The organism is Chryseobacterium piscicola (assembly GCF_900156685.1).
GTDB classification, from domain to species: Bacteria; Bacteroidota; Bacteroidia; order Flavobacteriales; family Weeksellaceae; genus Chryseobacterium; species Chryseobacterium piscicola.
In genome coordinates, this window is the sequence record NZ_FTOJ01000007.1 from 73,947 (window position 1) to 89,011 (window position 15,065).

Genomic DNA, 15,065 nt, shown 5'->3' on the forward strand with positions numbered 1-15,065 from the left:
TCAAAATTAAGCAATTATTTTTTGATAAGCAGTGCTATATTCTCCACGTGGTGCGTTTGCGGGAACATATCTACAGGAAGAATTTTCACTAAGGTATAATGCTCTTTCATCAATGCAATATCTCTTGCTTGTGTAGCAGAATTACAGCTCACATAAACTACTTTTTCTGGGGCTAATTTCAAGATTTGCTCTACCACTTTCTGGTGCATACCATCTCTTGGCGGATCAGTAATAAGAACATCTGCTTTCGGATGATTTTCTAAAAACTCATCGTTGAAAACATTTTTCATATCGCCACAGTAGAAAGTAGTATTCTTTAAACCATTTAGTTCAGCATGTTCGATGGCTGCGTCGATGGCTTCTTGCACAGATTCTATTCCTATAACGTGTTTTGCATTTCTTGCAACATATTGGGCAATTGTTCCTGTGCCTGTATATAAATCGTAAACTACTTCATCGCCTTTTAAATCGGCAAATTCAAGTGTTTTTCTGTAGAGTTCTAAAGCTTGTTTATAGTTGGTTTGAAAGAAAGATTTAGGTCCTATTTTAAATTTCAGCCCATCCATTTCTTCCATTAAAAAACCATCTCCGAAGTAGGTATTTACATTTAAATCATAAATAGAATCATTCTGCTTAGGATTGATGGCGTAAACCAGTGTTTTAATTTGTGGGAATTGCTCCAGAAGAAAATCAAATAATTGAGTACGGTTTTCTTTTTCTTCTCTGTAAAGTTGGAACAAAACCATCCATTCTCCTTTAGAATTTTGTCTCATCATTAAGGTACGCAAGAAGCCTTTCTGAGCTTTCACATCAAAAAAGTCTAGACCTTTATTTTCGGCAAATTTTTTAACCGCTAAACGAATTGCATTAGAAGGATCTTCTTGTAGAAAACATTCCTTTAAATCTAAAATCTTACTCCACATCCCTGGAATATGAAATCCTAAAGCATCTCTGCTTCCAAAATTTTCTTCCGAGCTGATTTCATATTGCGTCAACCATCTTGCGTTAGAGAAAGAAAACTCCATTTTATTTCGGTAGAAATACTGCTCTTCTGCACCCAAAATAGGAATAGTTTCAAAGTTTTCAATTCCACCGATTCTTTTAATATTATTGTAAACTTCTTCTTGTTTGAAATCGAGTTGCTTTTCGTAACTCATATTCTGCCATTTGCAGCCTCCACAAACACCAAAGTGAATGCATTTCGGCTCTACACGGAATGGTGATTTCTCTACGATTTCTTTTACTTCTGCCTCAAAATAATTAGATTTCGATTTTTTCACTCTCGCATTTACCACATCACCAGGAATTGCTCCCGATACCAAAACAGTTTTCCCTTCTTGGGTTTTTCCTATCGCAACCCCTTTTGCACCAGCTGCAAAAAGTTTTATATTTTCTAGAATTACATCTTTCTTCTTTCTCATAACAATTTCTATTGCTACGGAGTTAGTTTTCTATTTTATCTCCGTAAGTTTTCTATTTTTTCGAATACTTTTTTCCGAAACCTATCGATTTCAGTTTGCAAAAATACAAATAAAAAAAACCTTATCCGAAGACAAGGTTTTGCTGTATTTTATCAATTATTTTTTTGTCTCAACAGGTGGCGGTGGAGGCGCCATTTCCTGCATTTGCTCTGGAGTCAGCATTTGTTGTTGCTGAGGGTTTGGTGCTGCCATTGGTGCAGACAATCCTGTTTGCTTATCAAGAATCGTTACCAATTCTTGCTCGCCCAAATTCATGTATGGTCTGCTTGCCACTTTACCGCTTTTGTCTACAACGATGAAGCAAGGTAGTTTGAAACCATAAATTCCGAATTTTTTGGCAGCATCAGAATTCAAACCTCCTTCTGCGTAAACATTTGTTCCTGCAATACCTTTTAGCATTGCACTGCTTGTTTTTGCAAACTGATCTTTTGTATCATCAAGGTTTACGTAAACGAAATTCATTTTAGCTTTATAGAAGTTTACCACTTCTTTCATTACTGGAACTGTACCTTCTGCAATATAAGGATTCCATGATGCATAGAATACTACAACTGTGGGCTTGTTACCATTTTCTGTAAGTTTGAAAGCAGTACCGTCTTGTTTCACCAATTTCACATCCGGAACAGCATCTCCTATTTTAACACCGTTGATGGCAAACTGCATTTTTTTAAGATCTTCTTTTACCGAAGCGTCTTTAATATCTTTTTCTATAATCTCAGCGATTTTTGCAGAAGCTTTTGCAGAAGTCCCCAAGTGCATATCACGTTGAGCAATTACGAATGACAAAAGATAATCTTTGGCAACTTGTGATAAATCTTTTTTGGTTTTAAGGAAATCATCAAAAAGCTCTGAAGCTGTAATATCCGCTTTTCCTTTAGCTGCGTTTTGAGCAAATTTCTCAAATTCTGGGCTTAGTTTCGTTAAAAGATATTGTCTGAAGAAAGGACTAGATTTCACCATCTCTTCTTTATTCTCTAGCAATTTGTTTTCATAATCTGTAAAAGATTTTGAAACTTTAAATGCAGGATTACCCGATTTTTGCATTTGTGATAATTCATAACCTGCCATTACATTAAGAATTGCAGTGTTTACATCATTCTTCTTCCATTGTGTAATTTCTTTCCCAGGGTTGAATTTTTTGATGTTTTCATCAACATTCTTATTAAGGTCAGCTTCAATTTTTTTAATTCCTTTAATAAAATCGGCTTCAGTACCATTACTTAATCCCTGAATATCTAAAGTTTGACCATAGGTAATTAAATATTTCTGACAAGCCTGAAAGAATTCGTTATCTGCTTTACCGTCTCCCGTTACTGTGAATTCGTTTGGAAATGTAGCAGAATTACCCGAAATATTGATATTCTGACCCCCTTTTAAGAAAATAAGGTTAGATTTCCCTGCATAATTCATCAGGTACATTCCGTCTTTCGGAGCTTCAAAGTTTCCTGTGAAATTTCCGTCTTTATCTAAACCGATATTGATTAACGGTAAAGTAGCTACACCGGAAGCCTCTACAAACTCGATTCTTTCTAGTGGAGAACTTCCTGCGATCTTTCCTTTGATCTCAACTTTTTTTGAACAAGACATTACAAATATTGCAATGACGAATAACAAAAGATATTTCTTCATTTTTGATTTTAAATAATTAGGCAAAAATAAGTTTTTCAAGCCAACTACAGATACTGTTTAAACTTATTTTATGAAAGATTTAACTAAAAAAATCAATTGAATTTTTGTTTTGTTGTTTTACTGTCTTACAAAACAAATTCGTCTTATCTTTTCATTATTACTATTTTAAATATACTCTTGACTCAGTTAGAATTACAGCCTCAGTTAGAATTAAAAATTTTGTTTATTGATTCTATTCCCATTCATACTTTTGTTCCACGGTAAACCTTTGGTTATTTTGAACAGTAATTTTCCCACCTGAAGTTGGAAGAGCATCACTTACCTTTTTAAATAAACTATTCAGGTGAGCTTCTTTTACTTCTACATAATCTTTTAAGCTTATTTTTTCATTTTTGAGAAACTGTGGTTTATAAACTATAGATTTTTTATCATCGACAGTAACTTTTTCAGCCTTCCATATTTCATGATCCATATTATCTACCCTAATATCTAGTATCAAACCAGGTAATCCATAAAATTTGAATGGTCCGGCAGAGTAAGGTAGGTCCTTTGTAAAATACGCTGTAATATTTGAACCTCTAAACACACCAGTTGCCTTTATACATTTATAGCCAGCGATTGTTTTCGTTTGATTTTCTTCTATTTTCCAATTTGGTTGATCAACTTTATCATAGATGAAAAAACTTCTGCTATCCACATTTGAAGTAAAAAAGAAATCTTTTGATTTATCCTTACTTAAATCAGATACATAATATTGTTTTGGAGGTTTTTTTCCATTGTCTATGTTAACAGCCATCGTCCAACTGTCAGTTAATTTATTTTGGGTGATAATTGAATCTTGGATTGATATAACTTGATTGTTCTTAATATATAGATCTTCGTGAGTGGTTGCAAAAGAAGACAGCACCTTCAAATATCTAACGTGGATTTGTTGTGCATTGAAAAATAAAGAGATTGAAAATAGGATGAAAAAGAATATTTTATTCATATTATTGATTTTATTAATTAAAAGCCCCTATTTTTTAATAGGGACTTTAAGTTTTGTTAGGGTTATCCTACCGTCCAATAGCCTGCAATTTGCAAAGCAAATCTTACTCCATTTTGCCATTTTTGGCAATCTGACAAAGTTTCCTGTTCTGATGTTACTAGTTGGCTACCTACAACTTGACCTCCAGAATAATACGTAATTTGTACTCCGCATGTTTGTTTTACGTATTTAACCTCTGGTTTAGCTTCTGTTTTTGCTTCAGCTTTAAACTCAGTTTTTGGCTTAGTCTCTACTTTGCTTTCTACGGAATTTTTTGCACTTGCTAATCCAGCTACTACAATAGCAGCTCCTACGAATAGTTTTTTCATAATGTTTAAAAATTTTGTTTATTAATAGTTTAAAAACCTTCACAAATTTGAAAATATTATTTTTCGCTACCTATTCTATTTTAGAATAATCGTACACCTTAAAACCAAAAATATTTTACGTGTTTAAATTATTTTTTTTTACATTTGAACCACAAAAAAACAACAAATGACTAATAAAGAAAGAGGTTTTCGTCTAAGAAAATTTAGAGAAAGAAAAAATATTTCACAGGAAACATTAGCCATAGATTTAGGCATTCCCCAAAGTAAAGTTTCTAAAATAGAGAATGGCAGCGAAAAAGCCACCTTAGAGTACCTCGAAAAAATCAAAGCTTATTTTTCAATATCTTGTGATGAAATGAAGGAATTTTTGCAAGAAGCTTAAAATACAAAAAAACCGGTTTCAAATGTTTGAAACCGGTTTTTTATGATTTGTTTTTAAACAGATTATCCTCTGTCTACATTTGCAACAAAGTACTCTCTGTTCATTCTTGCGATATTCTCTAGAGAAATACCTTTAGGACATTCTACTTCACAAGCTCCGGTGTTTGAACAGTTTCCGAATCCTTCTTCATCCATCGCTTTTACCATGTTCAAAACTCTTCTCTTAGCTTCTACTCTACCTTGAGGTAAAAGTGCATATTGAGAAACTTTAGCTCCAACGAATAACATCGCTGAACCGTTTTTACAAGAAGCTACACAAGCTCCACAACCGATACATGCTGCAGCATCCATTGCTTTATCTGCATCTTCTTTGGGAACCGGAATTGCATTGGCATCCAAAGTATTTCCGGAAGTATTTACCGAGATGAAACCACCTGCAGCCATAATCCTGTCGAACGCACTTCTGTCTACCATCAAATCTTTGATAACTGGGAATGCTGCACTTCTCCAAGGTTCGATAACGATAGTTTCACCGTCTTTGAACATTCTCATGTGAAGCTGACACGTTGTAATCCCGGTATCTGGCCCGTGCGCTCTACCATTGATGTAAAGAGAACACATCCCGCAGATTCCTTCACGACAGTCGTGATCAAAAGCGATAGGTTCTTTTCCTTCGTTGATTAAGTTTTCGTTCAGAATGTCTAGCATCTCCAAGAATGAAGAATCTGTAGAAACATCTGATATTTTGTAGGTCTCAAACTGACCTTTGGTCTTTGTATTTTTTTGTCTCCAAATTTTCAGCGTAAGATGAAGGCCTTTTTTTGCACTCATAATTTTATATTTATAGGTTGGAGATTATTTGTAACTTCTCGCTTTAACTTCGATGTTCTCATAGATAAGCTCTTCTTTATGCAGAACTTCCTGTTTGATATCATCACCTTGATATTCCCAAGCTCCTACATATTTAAAGTTAACATCATCTCTTTCTGCCTCGCCTTCAGGAGTAGAATGATCTTCTCTGAAATGCCCTCCACAAGATTCGTTTCTGTGTAAAGCATCGATAGCCATCAATTGTCCTAACTCGATAAAGTCTGCTACTCTGAACGCTTTTTCAAGCTCGGTGTTCATTCCTTCAGCTTCACCCATTACTTTCACGTCTTTCCAGAAATCTTTTTTAACTTGATCAATTTCTGCAATCGCTTCTCTTAAACCTTCAGGAGTTCTTCCCATCCCCACCTTATTCCACATGATGTGTCCTAGCCTTTTGTGGAAATGATCTACTGAATGTGTTCCTTTATTATTTACAAAGAAGTTTACTTTGTCTTTAATTTCCTTTTCAGCTGCTTCAAACTCAGCAGAATTTGTAGGAATTGTTCCCGTTCTGATGTCAGCAGAAAGATAATCTGCAATAGTGTAAGGTAGAACGAAATATCCGTCTGCCAAACCTTGCATCAATGCAGAAGCACCCAATCTGTTGGCTCCGTGGTCTGAGAAGTTGGCTTCACCAATTACGAAACATCCAGGGATTGTAGATTGTAAATTGTAATCAACCCATACACCACCCATTGTGTAATGAACGGCAGGATAAATTTTCATTGGGGTTTTGTAAGGGTCATCTGCCGTAATCTTTTCATACATTACGAATAAGTTACCATACTTTTCTTCAATCCAAGCTTTTCCAAGATCGTATATTTGTTGATCTGTAGGATTTTGAATGTTTTTTTCGATAGCGGTTTCTCTACCTTTTTTAATAATCTCTGTAGAGAAATCTAGGTAAACCCCTTCTTTAGTTTCATTATTTTCTATTCCGAAACCAGCATCACATCTTTCTTTACCTGCTCTAGACGCAACGTCACGAGGAACTAAGTTTCCGAATGCAGGATATCTTCTTTCTAAATAGTAATCTCTATCTTCTTCTTTAATGTTTTCAGGTCTTAATTTACCTTCTCTGATGGCAACTGAATCTTCAATTTTTTTAGGAACCCAGATTCTGCCTGAGTTTCTTAATGATTCAGACATCAAGGTAAGTTTAGACTGCTGAGTTCCGTGAACCGGAATACAAGTCGGGTGAATCTGAACATAACAAGGGTTAGCGAAATACGCTCCTTTTTTATGAATTTTCCAAGCTGCAGAAACGTTTGATCCCATTGCGTTGGTAGAAAGGAAATAAACGTTTCCGTAACCTCCTGAAGCAATTACCACTGCGTGAGCTGAGTGTCTTTCGATCTCGCCTGTTACAAGGTTTCTTGCGATGATTCCTCTTGCTTTTCCGTCTACGATTACCAATTCAAGCATTTCATGACGGTTGTACATTTTCACTCTTCCTTTTCCGATTTGACGGCTTAATGAAGAATAAGCACCTAATAATAACTGCTGACCAGTTTGTCCTTTTGCGTAGAAAGTTCTTTTAACCTGAACCCCACCAAATGAACGGTTATCTAACTGTCCGCCGTAATCTCTACCAAATGGAACTCCCTGAGAAACACATTGGTCAATTATATTTGCAGAAACCTCAGCTAATCTGTAAACATTTGCTTCTCTTGCTCTGTAATCTCCACCTTTAATGGTGTCGTAGAACAATCTGTAAGTAGAGTCACCGTCTCCCTGATAATTTTTAGCCGCGTTTATACCACCTTGTGCCGCAATAGAATGGGCTCTTCTAGGTGAATCTTGATAACAAAATGCCTTTACATTATATCCTTGCTCAGCTAAAGTAGCTGCTGCAGAACCACCTGCCAAACCTGTACCTACAACAATAATATCAATTTTATCACGGTTGTTAGGCGCAACAAGGTTCATATGGTCTTTATGATTTTTCCATTTATCCTTAAGTGGACCAGCTGGAATTCTAGAATCTAATTTACTCATATTAGTATATTGAAATTATTGAGTTACGTAATGAAAAACTGCGATGAAAATAAAACCAAGCGGAATAAGGATAGAATACCAATTTCCAAAAGCCTTAATTACTGGTGTATATTTTGGATGTCTCGCTCCAATTGATTGGAAAGAAGACTGAAATCCGTGTGCTAAGTGTAAACCAAGCAAACCGAAAGCGACTACATAAAGAATCACTCTCCAAAGATCGTGGAATTTGTGATGAAGCTCAGCATAATATCTGGTCTCATCTGGTGTATTTGCCTGAATGTATTTGTAATTCATTTCAGGAAAATAAAAATCATAAAAATGCAATACCAAAAATGCTAAAATCACAGCACCAGAAATAATCATATTTCTAGACATCCATGTAGAGTTAGCAGAACCTTTGTTATCGGCATATTTTATAGGACGTGCCTTGTTATTTCTTATTTCCAAAATGAATCCCATTACAAAATGGAATATCACTGCAAACATCAAAATAGGTTGCATCAGGAACTGAACCGCCGGATTGTAACCCATAAAATGAGAAGCTGAGTTGAAAACATCTTCACTGAAAACAGATGTCATGTTGGTGGATAAATGCATCAACAAAAAAATCAGCAAAAACATTGCTGAAAGTGCCATTGCATATTTCCTTCCTATCGAAGTACTTGTTAAACCTGCCATATTGAGTTTAAATTTGATTTTCCACAAAATTAAGAAATGTTAACAAAACTAAAAAGTGAGAAATCTCACTATTAAGCAGTTTGTAATGTTTCTAAATAGGATTGAAATTCATCTAAATGGATGAAGTTTTACCTCAAGAATTATTTCAATAGATAAGATTTGCCTTTAAAAGTAACCATCTTTGATGCGGGCGGCATATTTTTAATTTCAAATTGATGAATTCTGCGTGATGAAATATATGGATTGATAATGTATTGTTGAATTTTATCTTTTGGACCTTGAGAATTGATCCAAAATTCTACTTTATCTCTAGTCTTTACAGAAACTACTATTTGTTTTTTGTAGTGATGAATCAACAATTCATCTTTTTGATTTTCAGTAATATTAAATAAAATCCTTATGATAAAAAATGTAATAATTAAGAAAATCACATTAGAGAAATTTTTTGAATTAAACTTATTAAGCAAAGGTTTAAGTAAATACACAACTCCCATTAAAACAGCTACTTCAGTTAAATTCAAAGGAATGTTTTCAAAAAACAAACTATCAAAACCAGCAAACCAATGAATAATTTTTAACAACACTTGAATAATAAAGTCATAGGCTACAACAATGAATTCAAAATCTAAATCTAAACCAATTAAGGCCGTCATTACAAAAGAAAAAATGATGATTAATTCTGAAAAAGGAACAATGAAGAAATTGGCAAAAATAGAAATCAAAGAAAACTGATGAAAATAATAAAAAACCAAAGGCAAGGTAGCCAATTGTGCAGCAATAGAAATAGAAATTGTATTGAAAATAAGTCTCTTGAAATAATTATCTTGCCTCGGAAGGTATTTCAGAATAGGTTGATTGAGCCAATAAATCCCTAAAACAGCAAGAAAACTCAGCTGAAAGCCAACATCAAAAATCTGCTGAGTATCAATAATTAAAATAACAAAGGCAGAAAGTGCCATTGAGTGAAGTAAATCTGGCTTACGTTGTAGCAATACGTAAATAAAATAAACTGAAATCATAATGCAAGAGCGCACTACAGAGTTTCCAAAACCAATGAAGATTGCAAAAACCCAGATGAATAGTAAACTGATGACAATGGCGTACTTCTTCAAACCAACGGGCGAAAACCTCATCAACAAGAAGTAAAACATTCCGAAAATTACAACTATGTGTGTTCCTGAAATAGCTAAAAAATGCACCAAACCAGAACGATTAAAATCTTGAAGGGTTTGAGAATCTATTTCTGTACGGTCTGCAAGAATAATTCCTTTTAAAAACTCCCGACTACTGAAATTCATTTCAGAATGATTGATTTTTTGCAAAATCTCAAGACGTTTTTGCCTAATTCTTTCGCTTAGATTTAAATCATTTCTTATTACAGAGAAAATCTGCCCATTGATAAAACATTGATAATGAAGGTTTTTACGTTTTAAATATTTTGCATAATCAAACTGAAAATCATGTTCAGGAGATTTAGATTGAATAACATACGCTTTAGTTTGATAATAATGGTTAAAATCTAATTCTTTGTGATTTTTTTCTACATTCACAATTGCATCAAACGATTTTTCACCAACCTGAGCACAAACTTCATACTTTTTATATTTATCATTGGAGTTCAGCTTCTTTGAAATTTTAAAAACAATCGTTTCATTCGACTTTAAATTCAAATTATCTTCACTCCAACTATTATAAAAATGAAAAAAAATTCCTAAGCCGAAAAGTAAAATTATGAGAAGAAGATTTCTGATTTTAAATACAATACGATTTTTCAGAAAAAATAATACAATAATTATTATTGAAAATAAAAGAATTACAAAGATGAAACCTTGATCAAAAGAAAATATATCCTGAAAGAAAATTCCTAGGATAAAAGAAAGGACAAGAATCAAGAGAGGTTGCTTGTTCAAAATCATTTGTGTTTGAACAAACTAAATTAAAAATTTTTATAATACAGTGAATTTTTTTTTCTATTTTTTTTGAATTAAAATAATATCTGCTGCATTTTCACTAGCGCCTTTTCCTCCTAGTTTTTCCCTTAAAAGTTTAAAATTAGTGAGCATAACCTCTCTTCTATCGCCTTCTAGAATGAAATTCAGTTCGCTGACAAGATTTTTGGTATTGAGTTCATCCTGAATCAATTCCTTCACCACTTCCCTATCCATAATCAAATTGACCAAAGAGATGTATTTAATATTTTTCACTAATCTTTTGGCAATTGCGTAAGAAATTTTGCTTCCACGATAGCAAACCACTTCCGGAATATTGAGGAGAGCCGTTTCCAATGTAGCCGTTCCAGATGTTACCAATGCTGCTTTGGAACACCTAAGTAAATCGTATGTTTTATTGGAAACGAAATGCACGTTATCATCCACATATTTTTGGTAAAATTCTTTTTCCAAACTCGGCGCACCGGCAATCACAAACTGATAATTTTCAAAATAGGGGCGAACAGAAAGCATGATTTCCAGCATTTTCTCCACTTCTTGTTTTCTAGAGCCTGGTAAAAGAGCTATTATTTCTTTTTCGTTTAGGCCATTTTCACATTTAAAATCATCAGCGATAATATCATCGAGACTTGAAATTGCATCTAAAAGTGGATGCCCAACAAAATGAGATTTCACTCCATGTTTTTGATAAAATTCTTCCTCGAAAGGCAAAATAACCATCATTTCATCCACATATTTTTTGATAATCTCTACACGACCTTCTTTCCAAGCCCAAAGCTGTGGCGAAATATAGTAAACCACTTTAATTCCTATTTCTTTAGCAAATTTAGCAATTCGGAGATTGAAGCCCGGATAATCTACTAAAACCAAAACGTCTGGTTTATTTTTTTTAATATCTTGTTTACAGATTTTAATGTTGTTTAAAATCGTCCTCAAGTTCTTCGCCACTTCCAGAAATCCCATAAATGCAAGATCACGATAGTGTTTCACTAAAATTCCGCCTTGTTTCTGCATCAAATCTCCACCCCAAAACCTGAATTCTGCTTGAGAATCTTTCTGCTTTAAAGCTTTCATTAAATTGCTTCCGTGCAAATCTCCGGATGCCTCACCTGCGATGATGTAGTATTTCATAATGTAAAATGATATACGATGAATGATTTTGTCTATTGAAGTGACATTTAAACTTAAATTGTAAACCTCAAATTTCAAATAATAATTGAGTAAATTTGCTTCAAAGATAATGATAAAAATGTCAGAAGAATTTGAAATAAAAAATAAAGTAGCCACCAGCGGATTGATTAATTTCGACCTTTCCGATTTGGTTCCCAAAGGCAATAGAAAAGGGATTGATCTAAAAGATTTTCTTTTTATGGAAATGGTTTTAAAAGAAAAAGACTTTCGCGAAAAAGTGTCAGACATCAACATTGAAGATTTTCGCGATTCTTTCGTTTATATCTATAATTCTGCAGATGCAATTGTACCGCTTTGGGCCTATTTTTTAATCACAGCAAAATTAACCAATGTGACAAAAAAAATAGTTTTTGGGGACTTAGACAATTTAGAAATAATTCTGATGCATGATGCCATCAAAAACCATGATTTTTCTGAAATGAACGGCAAAAGAGTGTTGGTAAAAGGTTGTTCAGACAAAAAAATTCCCGAAAATGCCTATGTAGAATTGGTAGAAAAAATACAGCCTATTGTAAAATCTCTCATGTTCGGAGAAGCTTGTTCGAATGTTCCTATTTTGAAAAATTAATGAATGAATAGATACGTTACCGCGCTTCTGCTTTTTTTAATTTTTCTTACTATTTACTACTGTGGCAGTTTTGATAGAATACCTTTTGCCGACTGTACCGGTTTTGTACTCACTGTAGAGCAAGGCGATTACATTACAACTGCCACGGCAACTTCTCATTTTCTTTACATTAATACTGCAATACTGTTTAAAGACATTTTTTCTTTGAGCGGAATTGAGGCCAACAGAGCTTTAGTTATCATTTCCGCTGCTTTATCGGTAGTCGTTGTTTATTTCAGCATTTTTACTTTAAATGCAAACAAATTTACCAGTTTTGTTGCCGCAGTAATCTTTGATTTTAGTTTCAGTTTTTGGCGAAATGCAGAAATAATTGAAGTTTACACCTTCAATTGTTTATGGATAGCTCTTTTTATTTTCTGTATGATCAAAAGTTTTTATTCTGAAAATACATTTTACATTGTACTCTGCGGTTTGTTTTTTGGTGTTTCTATGTGGGTACACATTCAGAACGTACTTATGATACCTGGGTTTTTGACTTTCATCTATTATATGAGATTTCAAAAAAAACAGGCAATTACTTCTTTAGTACTATTTGCATTCATTTTTTCGGCTTTATTTATTTTAAATTATTCCCAAGGATTACCTCTTAATTCTCCCTATTCATCTGACCAAGGTGAATGGTTGGCAGATTCTTTCAAAAAAAATTCTATACAATACATCACAGATTTTATAAAATCAATATTCTACTTGGTTTATAATTTTACATTTTTTATCTTTTTTGGCATCGTGGGTATCTTTACTTTGTACAAAGAAAACAGAAAAATGTTTTTCGTTTTCCTAGTATGCTCTTTTTTTGTGTACGGCTTTTCTACATTTTATGCAGTATCAGATAATTATGTTTTTTTCTTACCATTCAACATTATTTTTGCAATAGCTATAGGATACGGATTTACGTACAGAGAAAATCTATTCAAAAAAACTTCTTTCACATGTGCTTTTATACCCGTGTTTTACATTTTATCCTTTTGTATTGTAGGGAAAACTGCGAAAGGAAAAGCATTTGATGATTTCAAAAGTTACAAAGGTGGAATTGCATATTATCTTTTACCTTGGATGAATAACAATAAGGGGATAATAGAATTCGTAATTGATAAAAAAACAGCTCCAGAACCCATACATTGGATGAAGGCTTCTGTGGATGAATATGTAAAACTTATGAAATCTAAAGGCTTTACAGAAAGTGAAATAAAGAAATTTTAAAATATTGTATTTGTGTTTTACTACAAAGAATATTTTTTACTAAATTTGAAGTATAATAATTAAAATTTAAACACAAAATGAGTTTAATTGATCTTTTAACAGGAAACACAGGCAATCAAGTTGCTGAACAAGCAGAAAATAAATTTGGAGTAAGCAAAACACAGATTTTAGCACTCTTGGCAGTAGCTGCACCATTGGTTATTTCTTATCTTAGAAACAAATCTCAAGACGCAAAAGAGGCTGAAGCTTTAAATAACGCTTTAGACAAAGACCATGACGGAAGTATCTTAGATGATGTTTCACAGGCTGATGCAAGACAAAACGAAGGAGGTTCTATCCTTTCACACATTTTCGGAAACGAAAAAAATACCTTTGAAAATAATCTTTCACAAAATACAGGAATTTCCATTGATAAAATAGGACCTATTTTGGCAATGCTTGCACCAGTAATTATGGGCTATATAGGTAAAGAAAAACAACAAAGCAACGTTGGAGCAGGTGGTCTCGGAGATCTTTTAGGTGGAATTCTTGGCAATGCACAAAATCAGGCCCAAGGGCAAAATGATCCTTTAAGCAATATCTTAGGAAGCGTACTTGGAGGAAGCGGAGCGCAATCTTCTGCTGGAGGATTGGGCGATATCTTGGGAAGCGTACTTGGAGGCGCTGGAAACAACAAGCAAGGTGGTGGCGGACTAGGCGACCTACTTGGAGGGTTTCTTGGCGGAAAATAATAGAAATTAAAATTAAATATTTGAATACCGGAGAATTATTTCTTCGGTATTTTTTTTAAAATTAAAATTTCAATAATTATTTATTATTTCCTGATATAGAAATACAAACTTGTAATAATAAGAGTCTAATAATGAAAAACAAGCAATTACATTCTTGAAAATCATTCTATGAATTAATCTTATTATTTCAAATAGCGCCCTAAATAAACAATAATACAACAAAAGCACAAACCACATTAGATAAACCAAAAAAAATGGAAAAAAACAGAAATCATTATACTAATAGAATAAAATTTAAAGAAATTTTAACTTACCGTTTGTCTCTTTGCAAGTTGCATCAAAATTTATCAAAAAAAATATTTACATTTGTATATAATTAAGAAAATAATTGATCTATGAAAAATATAATTTCTACTTTCTTATCTTTAGCATTCGTCATCATTTCGGTAACAGTAAATGCTCAGCAAATCACAAACGAACAGCAAAGACGTTTCCAGACAGGTAACGTAGAAGAGTTTAAAAAAGCCTTCCCTAAAGACTCTTACAATAAATGCATCAATGTAAAAGACGAATCTTTCACACCAATTGCATACGCTACAAGGTTTAATAAAACTGCAATTTTTAATTTCCTTTTACAAAACGGTGCAGATGTAAATATTGCCTGCAAAGGGAACACTCCGCTAATGGAAGGGGCAAAATTTGACACCCCAGAACTTGTGAAAATTCTTTTACAAAAAGGGGCTAATAAAGATGCAAAAGACAACAATGGGCTAACTGCTAAAGATTATGCTACAACTTATAAGCGTACTGCAGTTCTAGGACTTCTTAAATAATATATTTTTTAAAAAAAATACATCACAAACTTCCCTCGGGAAGTTTTTTTTATTTCTAAACCCTTCAAAAATCTTATCTTTGCACCCGTAAATTAAAAGTTCATATTCAATCTCATGAAGTTGATTTCACAAATATTGAA

General features: G+C 33.4%; 14 protein-coding genes. 5 read left to right on the plus strand and 9 right to left on the minus strand.

The genetic code is table 11. From position 1 onward, the window contains the following. Positions 1–14 precede the first annotated feature (14 nt). From rlmD to BW939_RS11280, 4 genes are all read right to left on the minus strand, one after another. Entirely contained in the window at positions 15–1,421 is a 1,407-nt protein-coding gene (gene rlmD / locus BW939_RS11265; protein ID WP_076452122.1) for a 23S rRNA (uracil(1939)-C(5))-methyltransferase RlmD, read from the minus strand. A gap of 156 nt (positions 1,422–1,577) precedes the next feature. Further along, positions 1,578–3,110 carry a TlpA family protein disulfide reductase gene (locus tag BW939_RS11270; RefSeq protein ID WP_076452123.1) on the minus strand — a complete coding sequence of 511 codons (1,533 nt, stop codon included), beginning with the start codon at positions 3,108–3,110 and terminating at the stop codon, positions 1,578–1,580. 232 nt (positions 3,111–3,342) lie between these two features. Next, positions 3,343–4,098, minus strand: a complete 756-nt coding sequence (locus tag BW939_RS11275; protein WP_076452124.1) for a GLPGLI family protein — start codon at positions 4,096–4,098, stop codon at positions 3,343–3,345. A gap of 62 nt (positions 4,099–4,160) precedes the next feature. Then, positions 4,161–4,466, minus strand: coding sequence for a hypothetical protein (locus BW939_RS11280; RefSeq protein ID WP_076452125.1), 306 nt, complete (start codon positions 4,464–4,466; stop codon positions 4,161–4,163). Between the two features lie 166 nt (positions 4,467–4,632). On the opposite strand from BW939_RS11280, the gene BW939_RS11285 reads away from it, so the two are divergent. Continuing rightward, a complete protein-coding gene (locus tag BW939_RS11285) occupies positions 4,633–4,848 on the plus strand; it encodes a helix-turn-helix domain-containing protein (RefSeq protein WP_076452126.1) in 216 nt (71 codons plus the stop codon). A 62-nt stretch (positions 4,849–4,910) separates the two neighbouring features. Here the strand turns inward: BW939_RS11285 and BW939_RS11290 are convergent, their stop codons facing one another. The 5 genes from BW939_RS11290 to lpxB all read right to left on the minus strand — a co-directional run bounded on the left by BW939_RS11290 (position 4,911) and on the right by lpxB (position 11,473). Then, positions 4,911–5,678, minus strand: a complete 768-nt coding sequence (locus BW939_RS11290) for a succinate dehydrogenase/fumarate reductase iron-sulfur subunit (RefSeq protein ID WP_076452127.1) — start codon at positions 5,676–5,678, stop codon at positions 4,911–4,913. Between the two features lie 24 nt (positions 5,679–5,702). Continuing rightward, positions 5,703–7,715: a fumarate reductase/succinate dehydrogenase flavoprotein subunit gene (locus BW939_RS11295; protein ID WP_076452128.1), complete on the minus strand. Its 2,013-nt coding sequence runs from the start codon at positions 7,713–7,715 to the stop codon at positions 5,703–5,705. Between the two features lie 15 nt (positions 7,716–7,730). Continuing rightward, positions 7,731–8,393 (minus strand): succinate dehydrogenase cytochrome b subunit, encoded by a 663-nt coding sequence (locus tag BW939_RS11300; RefSeq protein ID WP_076452129.1) that lies wholly within the window; start codon positions 8,391–8,393, stop codon positions 7,731–7,733. A 140-nt stretch (positions 8,394–8,533) separates the two neighbouring features. Then, positions 8,534–10,309, minus strand: a complete 1,776-nt coding sequence (locus BW939_RS11305) for a ComEC/Rec2 family competence protein (protein ID WP_076452130.1) — start codon at positions 10,307–10,309, stop codon at positions 8,534–8,536. A gap of 54 nt (positions 10,310–10,363) precedes the next feature. Beyond that, positions 10,364–11,473, minus strand: coding sequence for a lipid-A-disaccharide synthase (gene lpxB / locus BW939_RS11310; protein WP_076452223.1), 1,110 nt, complete (start codon positions 11,471–11,473; stop codon positions 10,364–10,366). A 118-nt stretch (positions 11,474–11,591) separates the two neighbouring features. On the opposite strand from lpxB, the gene BW939_RS11315 reads away from it, so the two are divergent. From BW939_RS11315 to BW939_RS11330, 4 genes are all read left to right on the plus strand, one after another. Then, positions 11,592–12,101, plus strand: a complete 510-nt coding sequence (locus BW939_RS11315) for a DUF2480 family protein (protein ID WP_076452131.1) — start codon at positions 11,592–11,594, stop codon at positions 12,099–12,101. A gap of 3 nt (positions 12,102–12,104) precedes the next feature. Continuing rightward, complete coding sequence (locus tag BW939_RS11320) at positions 12,105–13,361, plus strand: protein O-mannosyl-transferase family (protein ID WP_076452132.1); 1,257 nt, start codon at positions 12,105–12,107, stop codon at positions 13,359–13,361. Between the two features lie 77 nt (positions 13,362–13,438). Further along, positions 13,439–14,092, plus strand: coding sequence for a DUF937 domain-containing protein (locus BW939_RS11325; protein WP_076452133.1), 654 nt, complete (start codon positions 13,439–13,441; stop codon positions 14,090–14,092). A gap of 395 nt (positions 14,093–14,487) precedes the next feature. Continuing rightward, positions 14,488–14,925: an ankyrin repeat domain-containing protein gene (locus BW939_RS11330; RefSeq protein ID WP_076452134.1), complete on the plus strand. Its 438-nt coding sequence runs from the start codon at positions 14,488–14,490 to the stop codon at positions 14,923–14,925. Positions 14,926–15,065 lie beyond the last annotated feature (140 nt).